13 protein-coding genes are annotated in these 18,506 nt (G+C 48.6%); 8 read left to right on the top strand and 5 right to left on the bottom strand.

The genetic code is table 11. The features are described from left to right. Positions 1–54: 54 nt before the first annotated feature. Both AM1_RS23310 and AM1_RS23305 read right to left on the bottom strand, forming a co-directional pair. Positions 55–1,209, bottom strand: coding sequence for an ISAs1 family transposase (locus AM1_RS23310; protein WP_012165372.1), 1,155 nt, complete (start codon positions 1,207–1,209; stop codon positions 55–57). Between the two features lie 104 nt (positions 1,210–1,313). Continuing rightward, entirely contained in the window at positions 1,314–1,787 is a 474-nt protein-coding gene (locus AM1_RS23305; RefSeq protein WP_012165371.1) for an MEKHLA domain-containing protein, read from the bottom strand. 123 nt (positions 1,788–1,910) lie between these two features. Between AM1_RS23305 and AM1_RS23300 the strand changes: the two genes are divergently transcribed. The 4 genes from AM1_RS23300 to AM1_RS23285 all read left to right on the top strand — a co-directional run bounded on the left by AM1_RS23300 (position 1,911) and on the right by AM1_RS23285 (position 6,501). After that, the gene (locus tag AM1_RS23300; protein WP_012165370.1) at positions 1,911–3,911 is read left to right on the top strand and encodes a DICT sensory domain-containing protein; all 2,001 of its coding nucleotides are present in this window, start codon (positions 1,911–1,913) and stop codon (positions 3,909–3,911) included. A 119-nt stretch (positions 3,912–4,030) separates the two neighbouring features. Continuing rightward, positions 4,031–4,450 (top strand): photosystem I reaction center subunit II PsaD, encoded by a 420-nt coding sequence (psaD, locus tag AM1_RS23295; protein ID WP_012165369.1) that lies wholly within the window; start codon positions 4,031–4,033, stop codon positions 4,448–4,450. 162 nt (positions 4,451–4,612) lie between these two features. Continuing rightward, positions 4,613–6,157 carry an anthranilate synthase component I gene (gene trpE, locus AM1_RS23290; protein ID WP_041660278.1) on the top strand — a complete coding sequence of 515 codons (1,545 nt, stop codon included), beginning with the start codon at positions 4,613–4,615 and terminating at the stop codon, positions 6,155–6,157. A 2-nt stretch (positions 6,158–6,159) separates the two neighbouring features. Next, positions 6,160–6,501 (top strand): 2Fe-2S iron-sulfur cluster-binding protein, encoded by a 342-nt coding sequence (locus AM1_RS23285; RefSeq protein ID WP_012165367.1) that lies wholly within the window; start codon positions 6,160–6,162, stop codon positions 6,499–6,501. Here the strand turns inward: AM1_RS23285 and AM1_RS23280 are convergent. After that, the gene (locus AM1_RS23280; protein WP_012165366.1) at positions 6,498–6,911 is read right to left on the bottom strand and encodes an RNA recognition motif domain-containing protein; all 414 of its coding nucleotides are present in this window, start codon (positions 6,909–6,911) and stop codon (positions 6,498–6,500) included. The genes AM1_RS23285 and AM1_RS23280 overlap by 4 nt on opposite strands. A gap of 638 nt (positions 6,912–7,549) precedes the next feature. On the opposite strand from AM1_RS23280, the gene AM1_RS23275 reads away from it, so the two are divergent. From AM1_RS23275 to cobT, 3 genes are all read left to right on the top strand, one after another. After that, on the top strand, positions 7,550–8,251 hold the full coding sequence (locus tag AM1_RS23275) for a Crp/Fnr family transcriptional regulator (RefSeq protein ID WP_012165365.1): 702 nt from the start codon (positions 7,550–7,552) through the stop codon (positions 8,249–8,251). 164 nt (positions 8,252–8,415) lie between these two features. Then, positions 8,416–9,063 (top strand): DUF2232 domain-containing protein, encoded by a 648-nt coding sequence (locus AM1_RS23270; protein ID WP_012165364.1) that lies wholly within the window; start codon positions 8,416–8,418, stop codon positions 9,061–9,063. Positions 9,064–9,066: 3 nt separating this feature from the next. Continuing rightward, positions 9,067–10,176, top strand: a complete 1,110-nt coding sequence (gene cobT / locus AM1_RS23265) for a nicotinate mononucleotide-dependent phosphoribosyltransferase CobT (protein ID WP_012165363.1) — start codon at positions 9,067–9,069, stop codon at positions 10,174–10,176. On the opposite strand, the gene AM1_RS23260 is transcribed toward cobT, so the two are convergent. Then, positions 10,173–10,835, bottom strand: a complete 663-nt coding sequence (locus AM1_RS23260; RefSeq protein ID WP_012165362.1) for an L-threonylcarbamoyladenylate synthase — start codon at positions 10,833–10,835, stop codon at positions 10,173–10,175. The two genes, cobT and AM1_RS23260, sit on opposite strands and share 4 nt — an antisense overlap. Before the next feature lie 110 nt (positions 10,836–10,945). On the opposite strand from AM1_RS23260, the gene larC reads away from it, so the two are divergent. Next, on the top strand, positions 10,946–12,181 hold the full coding sequence (larC, locus tag AM1_RS23255; protein WP_012165361.1) for a nickel pincer cofactor biosynthesis protein LarC: 1,236 nt from the start codon (positions 10,946–10,948) through the stop codon (positions 12,179–12,181). 56 nt (positions 12,182–12,237) lie between these two features. On the opposite strand, the gene AM1_RS23250 is transcribed toward larC, so the two are convergent. Beyond that, positions 12,238–18,360, bottom strand: coding sequence for a hybrid sensor histidine kinase/response regulator (locus AM1_RS23250; protein ID WP_012165360.1), 6,123 nt, complete (start codon positions 18,358–18,360; stop codon positions 12,238–12,240). Positions 18,361–18,506 lie beyond the last annotated feature (146 nt).

Raw genomic sequence — 18,506 nt, 5'->3', positions numbered from 1 at the left:
TAGGAGGCAGTCCAGTTTAGCCAGGGGGGGATCAGGGCAACCGCACATAGTTCTTCATGAAGAAGGTATTCCCTTGGCAGCAACGCTGAGGATCTTGACCAGGTAGTTATCATCCCAACCTGCCTTGAGCCGTTTTGCCTTAACCCCACATTTAGCCGTTGACTCTTGCTGCAGCAAATTAGCAGCAATATGACGAATGACGGATAGGTTTTGAGCACTGCATCCCTGACAGGCACGCAGTTTATCTTCACGAAATCCCACATCCAAAATCCAGTGCAACTGGTTTTCAATCCCCCAATGAGAGCGCACAGCATCGGCAAACCGTTGTGCATCACTCTCAATGCTCAAAAGGTAATAGCGCCGCTGAAGTGTGCCTGGGTGTCCTGGCTGACGACGACACGATTCAACGCACCCAATCGACTTCAATTGAGCCCAACGCTCAGCCCCCAGTAAGTAATCGGTTTGCCCCATTGTCCAATAGGTGCGATGCTCAATTCGCCCATGCCCTTTCTCGACGGTTTGATAGCTATCATGCTCAATCCCCTGAAATTGAGTCTGACAAGCATGGTCAAACAGTTGCACCACATCGTTATATAAATCACCTTGATTGCCTTTGAGGGCCAACACATAATCACCTTGGCCCTCAATAATCGTCTCGGCAATCGCTGTTTGACAGCCCATCGCATCAATACTGACCAAGGCTCCTTCAAGCTCTAACACTTTCAGTAATTCAGGAATAGCCGTAATCTCATTGGATTTCTCGTCAACGGTGCGTTGACCTAAAACTAGACGATTGTGACTGGCCCATGCACTGACCATGTGAATCAAGCTGCACTGCTCACCTGGCGCAATCGCGCCCCGGAGTGTCTTGCCGTCAATCGCAATCAATTCTCCTGCGCTCAGTTGATAGATGGCTTGAGTCCAATTGAGAAAGCATTGCTGCAATTGTTGAGGTTTCAATCTGGCAAAGACCCACTCGAAGGTGTCATGGGAGGGAACACCGTTTGGCAATGCTATCCATTGCTTTAACCACTGGGCTTTGGAACGACCATAGTTGGCCACTTCCACCCAATTATCTGCTCCACAAAGGACAGCGCATAGGGTGATGATGATGATATCTTCTAGCGAATACTCTATGCGGTGGGCTGCTCTCGGGTCGTCTAAGTCGCTGAAGTGTTCAATAATTGAGGCAAAGGGAGAGGATGTCATGGCTTGCTGAGCGTTGTTTTTGAGGCATTATCCTCCACCTCTTCCGAATTCGACGGCTTTGTTAACTTCTATGTGCGGTCGCCCTGAGGGGGGGATAAAGCGACTTATAGCCATTCCCAGTGGCTGAACTTGGCTGCTTGTCCACATTTTTGCTCTTGCTCATCCCAGATATCCCATATTTCCGCATTGCTGATTCTAAATCGGCGGCCCGTGGTGGAGATCCGGATCCCTTGATAGTTCTGAATATAGTGTTGCTGGGCGGCTTGGTGGAGGAGCTGGGTCCGGCTTTGCCGCTCATGTGGCTCTGCGGTCAAGCGAGAGGGCATCGCAGTCAGTTCAGGCCAGGTTGTTTCCCAGAGATCAAGGGCAGGCTGGTTGCCGTAATTAAGAACGGGGTCAGTCTCTGTACCATGGGATAGCAGTACAAAAGAGGCATGAAATAAATCATGGGCGATCTCGGCAGGGGAAGGAGCATCCCCTGTCAGTGGTTTTCCTGTCCAGTGCTGATAACTCTTTATTAGTCTCAAACTATGACGAATTATTTCAGCTTCTAGCCAAGGGAAAGACGCCAAATTCATAACTAATCAACTTTTTGCATGTAATAACGATATTTTGCCTTTTTCTAGAGTGCTGTAAGGCTGGGAGAATCGAGTAGGCTGGTTTTGGCGGCACTTACTGTATTTCGATCAAAGCCAACGTTGATGCTCATTGCTACCTCCCTGATACAGGAGCTTCTGGAGACACAGCCCCAGCTTAGACCGCAAATGTATTTTAAGTCTTCCCTCACGGCTTTATCGCGGGCCATGGAAGATCAAGTACTTGCAGGGACTGATCACCCTTTAGTGATTATTAGCTGTCAACGGGAACGCTACTATCGTAAGGCTCTCCACCGCTATGCTCGTCTGGCCGCTCGCTCACCACAAGTCTATATTCTGGCGACCCCTGAACAAGAGTTTGGGGATGGGGCCGAGCCCTATGAAACGATTGCCTTTGATGCCGCCGATCCCTTGACTCAGGAATGGCACGTAATTGTTGTAGGCCAACAATATGCGGCTTGCCTTGCCTGTCGTGAACACCCTCAACTCCAGACTTCAGATGCCTTAAATGCCCCACGGATGGATCAAGCTCGTCGTTACGAAGGCATCTGGACCTTTGATCGGCGGGTGAGTTGTCAAGCGGCCCATTTGTTCTTGCAGAGAATCAGCCAATATTGTCCCCACCTCACCCCCAAGGTGACTCAGGCCCTCGCTCAGATTGTTCCTTATGTGGCTTCGACCGTTCGGCAAACGGAGCCAGGTCCGTTTACGGACAGATTGGTCACTTATCTGCAGGCCAGCCAGTATCGCCAACAAAAGGCCTACCGACAAATTGCCACTCAAGCCCGTAAAGAACACTTAGTCAACTCCATTACGGCTGCAATCCGCCGATCCCTGGACCCAGATCATGTGTTAGGGGTCGCGGTACAAGAGCTTGGACAAACCCTGGGTACAGCCCGCTGTTTAATCTACCGATGTCTGGCCAAGGATAAGGTGACCAAACTGCAATATGAGTTTGTTCAACCCGGGCAGCCTGTCCTGAAAGGCCAAACCTGGCCCTTGCGGGACAACCCCTGGTTTCAGGACGTGCTCCACACTCAGCAGTGGGTGTATGTCAGTGATGCGATGGCTGATGTTCGTTTACAGCAGTCAGCCCTGTTGCAGGATTGGGTAAAGACGGCTCAAATCCAGACCCTCTTGCTGGTGCCCATGTGGTACCAAGGGCGATTACTGGGGATGGTTGAACTCCACCAGTCGGATTCTCAAAAAGAGATGGCGTGGAAGGACGCTGAAATTTCGTTAGTGGATGTGATCGCCTCTCAAATCAGTATTGCTCTTATTCAAGCCCAATCCTTTGCTGACTTAGGCATTCTGAACCAGCAGTTGGCAGATCTAGAACAAGCTCGAAGTAACTTAATTGCAATCACAGGCCATGAACTGCGGACCCCCCTTTCAACCATTCAGATTTGTTTAGAGAGTCTGACCAATGAGCCGGATATGGCACCCGAACTGCAGCAAATTATGTTGAGCACGGCGCTTTCCGATGCTGAGCGCATGCGCAAGCTCATCCAAGATTTTTTAACTCTATCCCGCTTAGAAAGTGGCAGAATTGAATGGAATTCTGAACCCTTAGCCCTGCAAGAATGTGTGAATTTAGCCCTTAGTAATATTAGGGCGCAGAGCCAGCCCCTTCCTAAGATTGAGGCTCATATCCCTGAAAACTTACCCCTGGCCCAAGTCGATGGCGAGTGGCTAGTTGAGGTGTTGGCCAAATTATTGGACAATGCCTGCAAATTCACCGAGGCTGATGGCCACATCACAATTGATGCGAAAGTCGCCTCTAAACAGATGTTAGAAGTGACCGTTGCGGATACAGGTAGGGGTATCGATCCCGATTGTTTAGGTTCAGTCTTTGAGCGGTTTTATCAAGAAGAAGGAGCCCTCAGGCGAACCACCGGGGGAACTGGCTTAGGCTTGGCTATCTGTCGTCAAATTATTCATAATCTGGGGGGAAGAATTTGGGCCTCATCCCAAGGACGGAATCAGGGGACCACGATGCACTTTACGATTCACAGTGTACAGACGCCTCCCCAGCCTCACACGCCCTCCTCTTCACCTCAGGTTTCTTTACCGAATCATCGGTCTGTAGATTCCTCCTGCCCTTGATCCCTGAAGAACTGTAACAGATCCAGCTGAACTTGATTAAAGGGGACGGACGCGATGATAGGATGCCCTCTAGAAGAGATTTAGGTACCTCAATCAGTACCGTATTGGGAGAAAAGTTAATGGCAGAAACACTGACTGGACAAACTCCATTGTTCGGCGGCAGCACTGGCGGATTGCTCTCGAGCGCTGAAACAGAAGAAAAATATGCCATCACCTGGACAAGTCCGAAGCAACAGGTCTTCGAAATGCCTACTGGTGGCGCAGCGGTGATGAACGAGGGAGAAAATCTCTTGTATCTTGCTCGCAAAGAACAATGCCTTGCTCTGGGTCTCCGACAACTGCGCACTAAGAAGATCATGGATTATAAGATCTACCGGGTGTTACCGGATGGATCGAATACTCTCCTTCATCCAAAAGATGGGGTCTTTCCTGAAAAATCCAATGAAGGCCGTGCGGCAGTCAATAGCGTCGCTCGCTCCATTGGTGAAAACCCGAATCCTGGTGCCATCAAATACACAGGCAAGAAAGCCTACGATTAGGCCGATTACCTCCAAAACAACCCTTTCAACTTCGGTTGATTGTGTTGCGCATTTTTTCTTCTACTTTATGAACCCCTCCATTGGTGGGGTTCAACTTTTTTTTGATATTGTCTAGCCATTAACGTGTTTTTGGCCATTTCTCTCAATCAATAGGTTGTTGCAGTGACAGTTTTGCCTGACTTTAGTCAATTTGAAGCATTGGCCCGATCGGGCAATTTTATTCCTGTTTATCGAGAATGGATTGCGGATTTAGATACGCCAGTCTCAGCTTGGTATCGGGTCTGTGCCGATCAACCCTACAGTTTCTTATTGGAATCCGTTGAGGGGGGAGAACATCTGGCTCGATATAGCCTTTTGGGATGTGATCCAGTCTGGATTTTGGAAACTCGCGGTCAGCAAACGACCCAGACCCATCGGAATGGATCGGTAGTGCCTTTTCCCGGTAACCCGTTTCAAATTCTCCAAGATTGTTTAGCGCCCTATCACCCCGTAACCCTTCCTCAGCTTCCTGCTGGAATTGGCGGTCTGGTTGGCTTCTGGGGATACGAACTCATTAATTGGATTGAACCCCGGGTACCGATCTATCCTGCAGCTAGCTCAGACTTACCGGATGGGCTGTGGATGCAGGTGGATAATTTAATGGTTTTCGATCAGGTCCAGCGCAAAATTTGGGTTATTGCCTATGCGGACTTGCAACAAACGCCTGATTTAAAGACTGCTTATCAGCAAGCTTGCGATCGCGTTGAGTATCTGGTCCAAAAGCTACAACAGCCCCTCGATCGGCAAAGCTTGGAGCTGACGGGGATGACGCCCACTCAGTCCGTTACGGCGGACTTTACAAGCAATACGACCCAAGCTGGATTCTGTCACAATGTTCAGCAGGCTAAAGACTATATCAAGGCTGGCGATATTTTCCAGGTGGTCTTATCCCAGCGGTTATCTACAGCCTATCAGGGCGACCCGTTTGAGCTTTACCGATCCTTACGTTTGATCAATCCATCGCCCTATATGTCCTACCTGCACTTTAAAGATTGGCAAATTATTGGTTCCAGTCCTGAAGTGATGGTGAAAGCGGAACATAGCACCCAGGAGAAGGGAGGATTGGCTGTAACCGTGCGACCCATCGCTGGGACTCGTCCCCGCGGTCGAACCTCCCAAGAAGATATGGCTTTAGCGACAGAACTTCTCCAGGATCCAAAAGAAATCGCAGAGCATGTCATGCTCGTAGATTTAGGACGGAACGACTTGGGGCGAGTCTGTAGCAAAGGGTCGGTTCAAGTGAAGTCAGCAGATCTCATGGTGATTGAACGCTACTCCCATGTCATGCACATCGTGAGCAATGTTGTGGGAGAACTTGCGGATGACAAAACCGCCTGGGATTTGCTCAAGGCCTGTTTTCCGGCCGGTACTGTCAGTGGTGCACCCAAGATCCGGGCCATGGAAATTATCCATGAGCTAGAAGGATGTCGGCGGGGTCCTTATTCAGGGGTGTATGGCTACTACGATTTTGAGGGACAGCTGAATACAGCCATTTCGATCCGCACCATGGTTGTCCAACAACAAACCAAGGGTCAACATCTAGTAACAGTGCAGGCAGGGGCAGGAATTGTAGCGGATTCTGAACCTATTCGAGAATATGAAGAAACCCTCAATAAGGCTAGGGGACTGTTACAAGCCATTCATTGCGTACAGGGTGCGTCCACCTGATCATGACAACCTACCAAGTCCGATTTATCAACCCTGACTTAGGACTGGATCAAACGATCACCATTCCAGAGGATGAATACATTCTCGATATTGCCGAAGAGAATGACTTACCTCTCCCTGCTGCCTGCAGACAGGGGGATTGTTCAACGTGTGTTGCCCGACTCGTGAGTGGAACTGTCGATCAGGCAGAACAGAAATTTTTAAACGCAACGGAGATGGGCCAAGGCTATACCGTTACCTGCGTGGCCTATCCCCGTTCAGATTGCGTGTTAGAGACTCATCAAGAGCAAACGCTGTATCAAGGGTCTTTATATCAAAAGTCTGAAGATATGAAGACGACTTAAGACTGAGTTTGAGCAAACAACATTTCCTTGAGCTTTTCTAACTCGTCAGCCCATCTTGGATCAGGTTGAGCTGCTTCTGCTTGAGTGTAAGAGCGAGATTTGTTCTTGTTGCCACGACGGGGGGCGTTATTGCCTGCCCCTTGGCTATTTGCTTCCTTGCTCTTCGGTAAGGCTTTCTCAATTTTCAAGGCATTGTCTTTGAACATATGCCCATTTAATTTAGCAATCACTTGGTCTGCTTGCTCATCTGTTTCCACAGTGACAAAACCAAACCCGCGACATTTACCGGTCTTTCGATCGGTAACCACTTTCGTGGACGTGAGTTCACCCACCTCTGCAGTGAATAACGCAGCTAGTTCGTCCCGGTCCAACTCTTTGGGTAAATTACCGACGTATAGGCGGATGGACATTGAGAATACCTCCAGAAGATTGATATATGAGCTAAAAAAAATAAAAGGACACTAGATTTGAACAGGAGGGTGACTTGGCATAAGCCAAGTGCCCACCGCCACGCTACTCTGCCGTATGATTACCACTGAATTCTCTATTGATAAGCCTAGTAAATATGAGAACCGTTCTGAATCTTGCAGCCCACTTGCCGCGAAAAATCTAGGTGAATATTCAGGAAAGTAGATTTCACAGGGGTTGAATCTAGTCACAGCCTTATGTAAAAAGCTTTTGAAAAAAGTCTCTTTTACAAAGCGCACCAGTTTTTAAGGTATCACGGTCTACGACCGCAAAGTAATGAAATCTAAACAACTGTTATCTGCTTAGGGAATATTCATGAACTGGGAAGAACCAGCCGGAAGAAATCGACTGGTTCAATAAGCTGTGTTGGGAAGAGGAAGGCCTGATATGTAGAGGGAGAAGATAGCTCATCAATCAATAAAACCTTCAATATTAAGAAATGTAACACACAATGTTAGGGTCTGCAACTTTCCTTCAAGATTTCCTCAAGGAGGGAAGTTTGTTTGTTATGGTTGCTTCAAGCCAGTAATTGTGCTTCACTCCTTTTGATACCGTCTCATTTCTCCCCCCTAAAACGTCTATGGATGATCGGCACAGTTCCCGTGACGACAAACTAGAAACTCAGCTTCGTTCAACGCCCTTTTTTGCTGGTCTACCTGATCCAGTAGTTGATCAAGCGGTTGCTCAAGTTGTGACCCGCGAACATCCTGCAAATAGGGTGATTCTTCTAGAAAATGATTGGGGAAGTTCCGTTTACTTCATTTTGAATGGATGGGTCAAAATCCGGACCTATAACATCGATGGCAAAGAAGTCACCTTAAATATTGTCGGCAAGGGTGAGATTTTTGGCGAAATGGCTCCCTTAGATGAGGTTCCCCGTTCTACAGATGTGATTACCCTTACCCCCACAACTGTAGCGAATATGCCTTCTACGGATTTTGTGAACTTAATGCAGACGCAGCCTCAAGCTGGCATCCGTCTGGCCAAGCTAATGGCTCGTCGTTTGCGGCAGCTTAATCGGCGGTTACGATTGAGAGAGGCAGATGCTCAATCCCGCGTGGCCGATATCCTTCTGTTCTTAGCAGAAGGTCAAGGAATAGAAGGGAAAGGGGGCATAGAGATTCCCAATTTACCTCATCGAGAGTTAAGCAGCCTTAGCGGCATGGCCCGAGAGACGGTGACTCGCCAATTAGGTAAGCTGGAAAACAAAGGCCTTATTCAACGCAATCAGGATGTGCTGTGCATCATTGATACTGATGCCCTAGAAGATTTGATTCTATAGCTGTTGGGTTATCCATCTGTAGACTGGCCTATTCCAGTCGGATCGAAACGTTGATGCTTGCGTATGGGTGAGCATACTCTTGGGGGTTTGATCCACCAGCGAATTAGCCAGATTAATTTCAGTCTTCAGCGTCGGAAGAATAACGTTCTCAGTTTACGCCGGTAATGTCCAAGGTCCCTCCCAATCCAGTCGATAAGCCACTACCTATGGTAGAGACGGCTTTTTTGGCTAGTGCGACAGCATTAATTTGGTATATCAATACCTATTTCCCCCTGGGACCGTTGTTACGGATTTTTTTCCCTATTCCCACCGCTTTGATCTATTCGCGGTGGGGCAATCGTTCCGCATGGATGAGCGCTTGGGTGACGACCCTTCTCATTACCGTTTTGATGGGGCCTCCTCGGAGTATTCAGTTTTTAATGCCTTATGGTGTGGTGGGGGTCATATTAGGAGGGTTGTGGAAACGGCAGGTCAGCTGGGCCATTTCGATGGGCTGGAGCATCCTGGTGATGGCTATTGGATTTTTCTTCCAGCTCAACCTACTATCCCTATTGGTCGGGACGAATCTTTGGATTTATATTAACCGTCAAATTACAGGCTTTTTAGATTGGGTGGTGATTAAGTTAGGTCTGCTTCTGCAGCCCGATGTGATTGTCATCCAGCTCTTTGCGGTTGGTTTGATTTTGTTGAATGCTTTTTTATATATCCTGTTGGTTCACTTAGTGGCTTGGCTCGTTTTTGATCGCATCGGTGTATCTATCCCTGATCCGCCCCTATGGCTGCAAACCTTTCTTGAATACCAGGACGAATAACCTATGCTGCGGGTGTATACCCAGCTAGAACGGGGGAATCAGTGGCTGAAGCAATACGAAGGACGTTCACCGATTTTTGCCTGTGTCTTGGGATTTACGGAGACAGGATTGATTCCTAATGTTTCGACGGCGGGGGCGACACCAGCAGATCGAAGTTTGACGGCCCTCGCTGATGCAGAGTTCTTGTTCAACGGCCCTCAATCTCAGCCCACCTATCCTTTACCTGATCTTGCTCAAGGCGTGTCTCCAGCCATGATTTCATGGCCCATTTATACCTCTCAAAACTTTCCTTTCCAGCTCTTCAATGCAGGTTTAAGGCATTCGCCCCCGGTTCCCACGGTGGATTTGAGAGGACAAGCGGCCCGTTGTCTTAGTTCAGGTATGGCTCTCCCCCTACCCATCGTTGAGCTGTTATTCCAACAAGGGTTGGAGTGGGGAGAAACCCTGGCGAAGCAAGCGGCAGATGGATATCTCATCTTGGCTGAATGTGTAGTGGGGGGGACGTCAACAGCCCAGGGGATATTGACAGGGTTAGGCTTTTCGGTAGCAGGCCAGGTCAATAGCAGTCATCCAGTTTGTAATCATCAGCAAAAGCATCAGCTGGTCGAGGCTGGTTTAGCTCAAGCGGGGCAGCAGGACTGGCTGGCCCATCCATTGGCGCTAGTGGCGGCCGTGGGCGATCCCATGCAAGTTGTGGTGGCAGGGATGATGATTACGGCCAGTCGAACCTGTGGGGTGATGTTGGCAGGGGGGACACAAATGCTGGCGGTGTATGCCTTGGCGAGACAGATTTCACAGATATTTCGACTGCCTTGGACCCCTGATAACTTGCTGGTAGGGACCACCCGCTGGGTCGTTGAGGATCCTTCTGGAGATACGGTTGCTCTCGCGAATCAGGTGGGTGAGGTGCCCTTGGTGGCGACTCAGCTCAGTTTCGCCACCTCGCGCTATCCACAGTTACAGATATTTGAGCAGGGGTTTGTGAAAGAAGGGGTCGGTGCAGGAGGATGTGCGATCGCAGCTCATCTCTACCAGGGGTGGCAACAAAACGATATCTTGAATGCGGTGGAACAAACCTTAGAAGACTATTACCGTTTGCGGGACCCAAACTAAACCCAGGCGAATTCGGATGAAAGGGTATCCCAACCCAGCCCCTCGCGAACGACTGCAGGCTGGTCTTGGCAGAGATCTAAAATCGTTGAGACTTTAGTACTTAGGTCTTGGCCATTTTCGATAATTAGATCCACTTGCTTATCAAAATGATCAAAGAGTTCAACTGGGGTGAGAGGCTCTTGTTTTTTTGACCAGCCGTGAACACTTTCCTGATCCGAGAAATGCGCGGATGTCGAGATAATCGGAGTGGCTAGGGAGTCCAATAGGGACAGGCAGACTGGATGATCCGGCACTCGAATGCCAGTGGTTTTTCGCTTGGGATTTTGGACCAATTTAGGGACGAGCTTGGTGGCAGGCAACAAAAAGGTATAGGGACCTGGAATCAGCTTACGCATGATTTTGTAGGCTGAATCGCTCACTCGCGCATACTGAGCGATATTCGAGAGAGATGAACATAAGAATGTCAGCGGTTTGTCATTGGACATCTGCTTGATTTGCCGAACCCGTTGAACCGCAGCCTTGGCGTTGATATCACAGCCAATGGCATAAACCGTGTCTGTAGGATAGAGCATGACCGCTCCATTCAGTAGATCAGCCCGAATAGCGTCAATCGTTCGCTGTTGGGGATCTTGAGGATGAACTGTATAAATTTGGGCCATGATCTTCTCCTTTGTCATCTGGCTTTGTTCCATGAGCAAAACCAGTTGGCTTTCCAGCCATGAGGACAGGTACACTAAAATTCGATGCTCCCGCGCGGGGACTGCCCTCTATGACCAAACTAGCTTATTTCGAGTGCCCTACAGGCATTGCCGGAGATATGTGCTTGGGAGCGCTCTTAGATTTGGGGGTACCCCTTTCCTTACTCCAAGACTATTTCAGGCGTTTGGACATTGAGCAAGAATTTGAATTACAGGTCAGCGCTGTTCACCGTCAAAGCCAGCAAGCCACCTATGTTCGAGTTGAGCTGGGAGCTGAGCCTGGGCCACCAGGGAAACATCAGCATTCCCACCACCGGCATTTGCCGGAAATTGAACGTCTGATTTTGAGCGCTGGATTACCTCACCAGGCTGAACGCTGGAGTTTAGATATTTTCCGAAATTTAGCCCTTGCCGAAGGTAAGGTGCATGGAATTGAACCCAATCGAGTACATTTCCATGAAGTAGGAGCAACGGATGCCATCGTCGATATTGTTGGCACTTGTTTAGGTCTGCATTGGTTGGGGGTTGAAGAGATGTTTTGTTCAGCCCTCCCCACTGGAGGCGGGACAGTCAAAGCAGCTCATGGAAAATTATCGGTTCCAGTCCCAGCGGTTTTACAGCTTTGGCAAACGCGACAAGTACCGGTTTATGACAATGGTATTCACAAGGAATTGGTGACGCCAACGGGGGCTGCGATCGCAACCACCCTGGCTCAATCATTTGGGCCTCCTCCCCCCCTGTCTCTCCACCAGATCGGTTTGGGGGCAGGCACCCTGGACTTGTCTTTACCGAATATCCTCCGTATTTGGCTGGGGGAATCGGCAGCATCTCCAGCTTCAGGGACTCACCCTGAAACCGTAACTGTGCTGGAGACGCAAATCGATGACCTCAACCCCCAAGCCTTTGGCTATGTTTTTGATGCCCTGTTTCAAGTTGGGGCGTTAGATGTGTTTACCCAGGCAGTGGGCATGAAAAAGTCCCGGCCTGGCATTCTATTGACGGTGATTTGCCGCCCTGAAACCGTCTCAGCTTGTGAAACGGTGATATTTAAAGAGACGAGTACGCTGGGTATTCGGCGATCGCAACAGCAACGCACCGCTCTACAACGAGAAATTAAAACGATTGATACGGCTTATGGTCCAGTACAGATTAAGCTGGCCTATCATGATCAGCAGTTGGTAAACGTCCAGCCCGAATATGAAGACTGTGCCCAGATTGCCCAAACGCATCATTTATCTTGGCAACAGGTTTATCAGGCGGCTTTATTGGCTTGGTATCAGCAGTCAGAAATTATAGGTGTAAAGTAAACCGCAATTAATAGGTGTAATGTCTTGAAAGAGGCGGAGGGTGAGAACGGTTCACCTCAGCTAGACTCAGTTAAGTGAATCAGTCTTTCAAACTGATAGTCCTTGACGAGTTGGTATAGGCTTGCAGCAATTTCTTGATGGTTCGGTTCAATTTCTGAAATAAGATCAACCACTTTACCTTCATCTAAAAATAGAGCGGCCTGATTGAGTTGCTCTCGCCAAGTGAGCGGCAGTCGGTTGAGATGTTCAGGGTCAAGGGTTCGAACGGGAATGGTCTGAGGCTGAACAGGGGTCGACTCCTCATAAATCCAACTAAGATTGAGTTTTTCAGCCATTAAATCCAATATCTCCGTCAAAATATAAGGCTTGCTGACAAATCCGTCACAACCATTGGCCAGGGCTTGAATACGAACGTCATCAAATGCATTAGCGGTAAGGGCAATGATGATGGGCGGAGGGCTGTTACTAGCGGCGGCTAAGTCCTTGATTTTTTTGGCAACTTCTAGCCCATTCATCCCAGGTAGCTGTAAGTCCATCCAGATTAAATGAGGGCGCCAAGATTGCCAACTTTCAATGGCTGATGGACCATCATTGACGGCAGCCATCATAAAACCGAGGGGGGATAAATGATCGATTAAGAGTCGTTGGTTATCGACTTGGTCTTCCACCACTAAAATGCGGTAATTTGGTTGATCTTCCGCTAATCGAAGAATTTTCTGTTGGGACGGCTTGTGGGTGACTGGAGTGGTCGTTACCAAAACCGGCAAATTGAAAAAGAAGCAAGTTCCGATACCCTCTTCACTGCGGACTTGGAGTTGGCCTCCCATGAGCTGCACAAAGCTTTGACTGATGGGGAGCCCTAGGCCAGTACCCTGCCGGGATTTAATGCCTGATTGGGTTTGAACGAAGGCTTCAAAAACGCTATCGAGTTCATCCTTTGCAATTCCAGCCCCTGTGTCTTCTACTTCAAATTGGAGGACAGAAATATCTGGGGGAGTCAATCCCTCTGATTGTGAGTGGGCGTTTGTGACTCGCAATGTCACCCGCCCCTGTTCCGTAAATTTAATGGCATTCCCCAATAAATTAATCAGAATTTGGCGAAGTTTGCGTTCATCCGCTTGAATGACTTCAGGGATATCAGGGGATTGTTCGAAGTGAAAGTCCAGGTTTTTGGATTTAGCCCTCAGCTGCAACATGCCATGAATGGCCTGTAAAAATTCATAAAAATTGAACGTATCGAGTTGAAGGGTGGTTTTCCCTGCCTCAATTTTGGAGAGGGCTAATACATCGTTAATCAGATCAAGTAAATGTTCCCCGCTACGATTAATGATGGCGAGAGATTCGCCTAGGTGCTGCGGCAACCTCGCATCTTGGGCCATTAACTGGCTAAACCCCAAAATGGCATTGAGGGGAGTGCGCAGTTCATGACTCATGCTGGCCAGGAAATCACTTTTTGCTTGGTTGGCGTGTTCGGCTTCGAGCTGGGCTGTACGGAGTTGCTGGGTCCGTTGGGCGACTTTTTTCTCAACTGAGGCATAGAGTTGGGCATTGTCGATGGAAATGGCGGCTTGGGCAGCGAGCAGGTGGAGGACTTCTAAGTGATTGGGGGTGAAAGCCCCAGGAGTTAAATTATTTTCTAGATAGAGTAATCCGACTAAGTCCCCTTGCCGTAGAATTGGCATGCACAGCTGAGACAGAGGCGCTTGATTAATTTGATAGAGGTCACCGGCAAATTTGGTTTCAGTACGACCATCCTGAATGACCAGGGTTTCTTGGGTTCGTTCACTGTAGTGAATCAGGGATAGAGGCAAGTGACCATTAATTCCCACATGGTTCAAAGAAATGGGAAGCTGCATTGCCTGCTCTGGGTGTTGCGCCACTAAGCAGAGCTGTTGATCTTGGTATAACAACAAACAGCCTCGCTCTGCGCCAGCATTCTCGATGACCACCTGCATTGTGGTGGCTAGGAGTCGCTCGATTTCAATCTCTTCAGATAGGGCTTGACAGGCTTTCATGACTGCAGCCCAGTCCAGGCCTTTAAATCCACCTTGGTGGCTGGAGTGGGTGGGTTGGGTTCGGGCCAAACTAAAGGACTCTAATGCCTGAATTCGCAGCCCACTATTCAGGAATGGGGCAAGTAACTGGGCATAGTTACTTTCCAGGTCTGCCAGCTTGGCGGTTGCCCCCCAGCGTTCGTAGGCGTAATAGGCATTCACCATATAAGTCTGGGCAATGGTGGTTTTGCCCCATTGCAAATAAAACCGAGCGGCGAGTTCCTGAGCTAGGGCGGCTTCTTGGGTGAAATGATGCTCTGTTGCTAAAGAAATGGCGAGATCGTAAGCATCAATGGCCTCAAGATGAGCACCTAAGACTCGATAGCGTTCCGCCTCCACCAGATGATACTTGTGCTGGACATTCATGGGACCATACTGAGCACGGCGCTTTAAGTAAGCCTGGTTCTGCTCAATTCTTTCTTGCCAAGGTTCAGGAATACTCGATCCGGTGGGAACGAGGGCCAATAAGGCTAGGGAGTCATAAAAGTGATAAATCGTTCCCGTAAAATAGCCGGGGCCGCCGTCTAGATAGAAACGGGCCTGATCCGCAAGGGCCTGGAGATGATCGCGGTCATGGAATAAATAGCCGAGAACGAGTTTATGCACACTGTAAAAGTGCAGCCCCGCAACATTGCTGGTGCTCACCATCTGAGGTAAGACATCCGCCTCGTTATAGGCCTTTCCCACTAACTGGGTGGGGGTTTGGTTTTGGCCTCGCAGATTGAGAACCACTTGCCAAAACAGGCGGGTAAACGAGGCGGTAGTGGCGATTTGGAATTTGTCTAGAATCTTGACATAGGCTTGGATGTCCGACGTTAAGGAGCCCAAGTCTTGACCGCAGAAATAGGAATATTGGCAAATATCCTTAGCACAGTAGCCAACAAATTCTAGATTGCCTGTATCCAATGCAATTTGATAACCTTCGCGCAGGAGTGCGATCGCATTTTGGAGATGCACTGAATCATGAGTAACGAACGCGCCCAAGCTATATAGAACAGCGGGCTGAACGGGTTTGGCATCAAACTTCTCCATCACCTGGAGTGCCAAGTGACTGTACTCTGTTGCCAGGTCAATATCCTGCAACACCCCTGTGAGTAAAATACTGTAGGTGGCATAAAAGAAAGCCCCCAGAGGGGAGTTGCCATGGCGAATGCTGGTTTTAACCCCCAATACCGTCACTAAGGGAAATAAATCAGGTGCAGCAATGTAGGCTGCTGGGATCATACTGGCCGCAATTCCCATCACCGCAAGCTGCTGTTGTTCAAGCATCACTGGCAAATTGCCAAACTCAGCAACGTTGAACAGTGCCGTTTCTTGGGCAAGGTCTTGGAAGGCCGCTTGGATATCTTCTGGCTGAGGTGATTCTGGAAAATGGATACCAAAGCGAGCCAGGGCTTGGCGAGCGGTGGCCAGGGCATCTAGCAGTCGGTTATGAGAAGTGTAGGCTTGGATTTGGATTTCATACGCCCTTACCTGATCAAGGGGATGAGCGGCATGGGCGAGAATTGACTCGACCAATGATTCCATGGTCCCAATTGCACTGTGCAAGTAAGCCGCTTCCGCGGCCAGCTCAGATAAGGCCAACGTCAGATCATAGTGCTGCTGCCATCCGTCTTTCCCCAAAAGGGTCAAACCCATTGAGGCATATTCAGCAGCGAGATCATAGGCAGTAGAGGTCCGTGCCTTTTTGGCTGCAACTCGGTTGAGTTCAGCCAGGTTCACCTGTTCTTCTGATGTTTCCAGCAGAGTAGCCCCGCGGTTGAGCTGATTGACTAGCTCAAAGATTTGCTCATCCCGCTCCATCTCCGGAACTAGCTTGAGTAACTGTTGACCAATCATTAAGTGAGTGGCTCGTTTTTGTCCCGATGGAATTAAGGAATAAGCCGCTTGCTGAATCCGGTCATGGAGGAATGTATAGGTGCTGATGGATGGGGCTAATCCTGATGTTCGAGACTCTATTGATAGAGGTTGATTCTCGTCTATAGCCGCTTGGATTTGTTCTGTCAGATTGACATTTTTAATACCTTCAAGTAGCCCAGCCTGCAAAGCTTCCCATAAAGTTTGAGCGGTTTTCTCCTCGCTAGTGCCAGAGACAATGGCCAAAGTCTTCAAGGTAAAACGATTACCAATGCATGCCGCGAGTTTGAGACTTTCTTGCGTTTCTGGCGAGAGCTTGAGTAACTGACGTCGCATAAATTCAACGACATCCCCTGTCAGAGCCAAGGCCTGAATTTCAGTAATATCCCATTCCCAAGATCGCAAGGTTTGGTTAAACCGAATCAGCTGTTCTTTCTCCAGCGTTTGCAAGAATTGTCGACTAAAGAAGGGGTTCCCCTGGGTCTTCTGAAACAAGTATTGGGTGAGGGTACAGGTTTGCTCTGGTGAGCAGGCCAAGGTGTCTGAGATCAGTGCATTCAAATCCTTGGCTTGTAAAGCTGTCAGATGGAGCCGACTGATGGTGAGTTCTGATTGTTCGAGCCGTCTTAGGGTCTGCATCAACGGATGAGCGTCCAGAACTTCGTTGTCTCGATACGTCCCGATCAGCAATAGATACCCTCGTTCTGACTCTTCTAACAGAGATTGCAAGAACTTTAAGGAGGCAGAATCAATCCATTGCAAATCGTCTAGGAAGAGAACCAGAGGATGATCGACCCCCGGAAAGATCTGGAAAAACTGCTGAAAAACAAGGTTAAATCGATTTAAAGTAGGTCCAGGCTCGAGTTCAGCCACAGGGGGTTGGGGACCAATGAGCAGCTCTACTTCAGGGATTACATCAATAATGACTTGGCCATTGTCACCCACTGCAGTCAGGATTTTGGTTTGCCACTGCTTGACGCTCTCAGGGCTTTCCATCAATAACTGCTGACATAGATCTTGGAAAGCTTGTAAAAGTGCCGCGAAGGGCATGCTCTGCTGCAGCTGATCAAACTTGCCCTGAATAAAATAGCCCCGTCGCCGAACAATGGGCTTATGAATTTCGCTAATTACGGCTGTTTTGCCAACACCAGAATGCCCTGAGACCAGCATCAGTTCGCTGGCCCCTTGAGCAACCCGTTCAAAGGTATTGAGTAATATCTCAACCTCTTGGGTTCGGCCATACAATTTTTCAGGAATGACAAAATCCGTCGGCTGATCTTCTTGAGCAAGGGCAAAAGAACTCACTTGCCCTTGCTCTTGCAGTAAATGACGGCAGTAGGCTAGGTCGTAATGGAGTCCATAGGCGGTCTGATACCGATCCTCAGCCATTTTAGCGATCAGCTTCAGGACAATCTGGTTGAGGACTTCGGGAATATTGGGATTGATAACGATCGGCGCAACAGGGACCTGAGCAATATGGCAATGTACCAATTCCATTGGATCTTGGGCCTGAAAAGGAAGTTGGCCCGTTAGCAACTCATAAAACGTAATGCCTAAAGAGTAAAAGTCTGTTCGATAGTCCACCTTCCGGTTCATGCGTCCCGTTTGCTCTGGAGAAAGATAGAGTAGCGTTCCTTCTAGCAATTTAGGACTCAGTAAAGCAGTGCTTTCTCGAGGCAATAGAGATGCCAGGCTGAAATCAATTAGTTTTGTTTCTAAGGTTTGAGGGTGAACAACAATATTGTGAGGCTTAATATCCTTATGAATAATCTGATACTGACTCAGACTCTCTAACGCTTTCGCTAACTGAAGAGCAATGTCTAAAAATATATGGATAGCCATGGGAGAACGGGGCTTCCCATGCTCGGTCGAAGGGGTTGCAAAATCGGAGAGGGAGATACCGCCGAAGTCGGGCATCTCAATCGCCAAGCCGTTGTTATAAGGTAAAAGTGCAGTCGGCTGAACGACTCCAGGGACATCAAGCTCGCGGGCTATTTCATATTCATGCCGGAACTCAGCTAATTCTTGAGCAGTGGGGTAGGGGGTTTTAAGTATCTTAAGGACAACATCTGTCTGAGTGACCTGGTTGTGGGCGCGATAAACCAATGTCCTAGAGCTTTCGTATAGTTGCTCTAGAATTTGGTATCGACTTAGGGTGATGTGGTCAACCGTCATGGTCAGGCCATCGTTAAACGCATGGATCGTGTCTTCACAGATGCTAGAGCTGTCGTTAGCTTTGGAGGAATGTAATATATTGAATATGCCCATTAATAATGGTATCTAGATCAAGAAAATATTTTCATTTCCAGAAAAAAACTGTATCATTTTCGGTCCCCTTGTTTGATTTTTTTTAAGAAAACAAAATTCAACTACCAAAAATAGTTTCCACTGGGCTGGATGCCAATCTCCAAAAG

The sequence above is a fragment of the Acaryochloris marina MBIC11017 genome, from assembly GCF_000018105.1.
Classification (GTDB): domain Bacteria; phylum Cyanobacteriota; class Cyanobacteriia; order Thermosynechococcales; family Thermosynechococcaceae; genus Acaryochloris; species Acaryochloris marina.
Note: the sequence above shows the minus strand (reverse complement) of the source record. Positions and strands in the feature narration are given on the sequence as shown.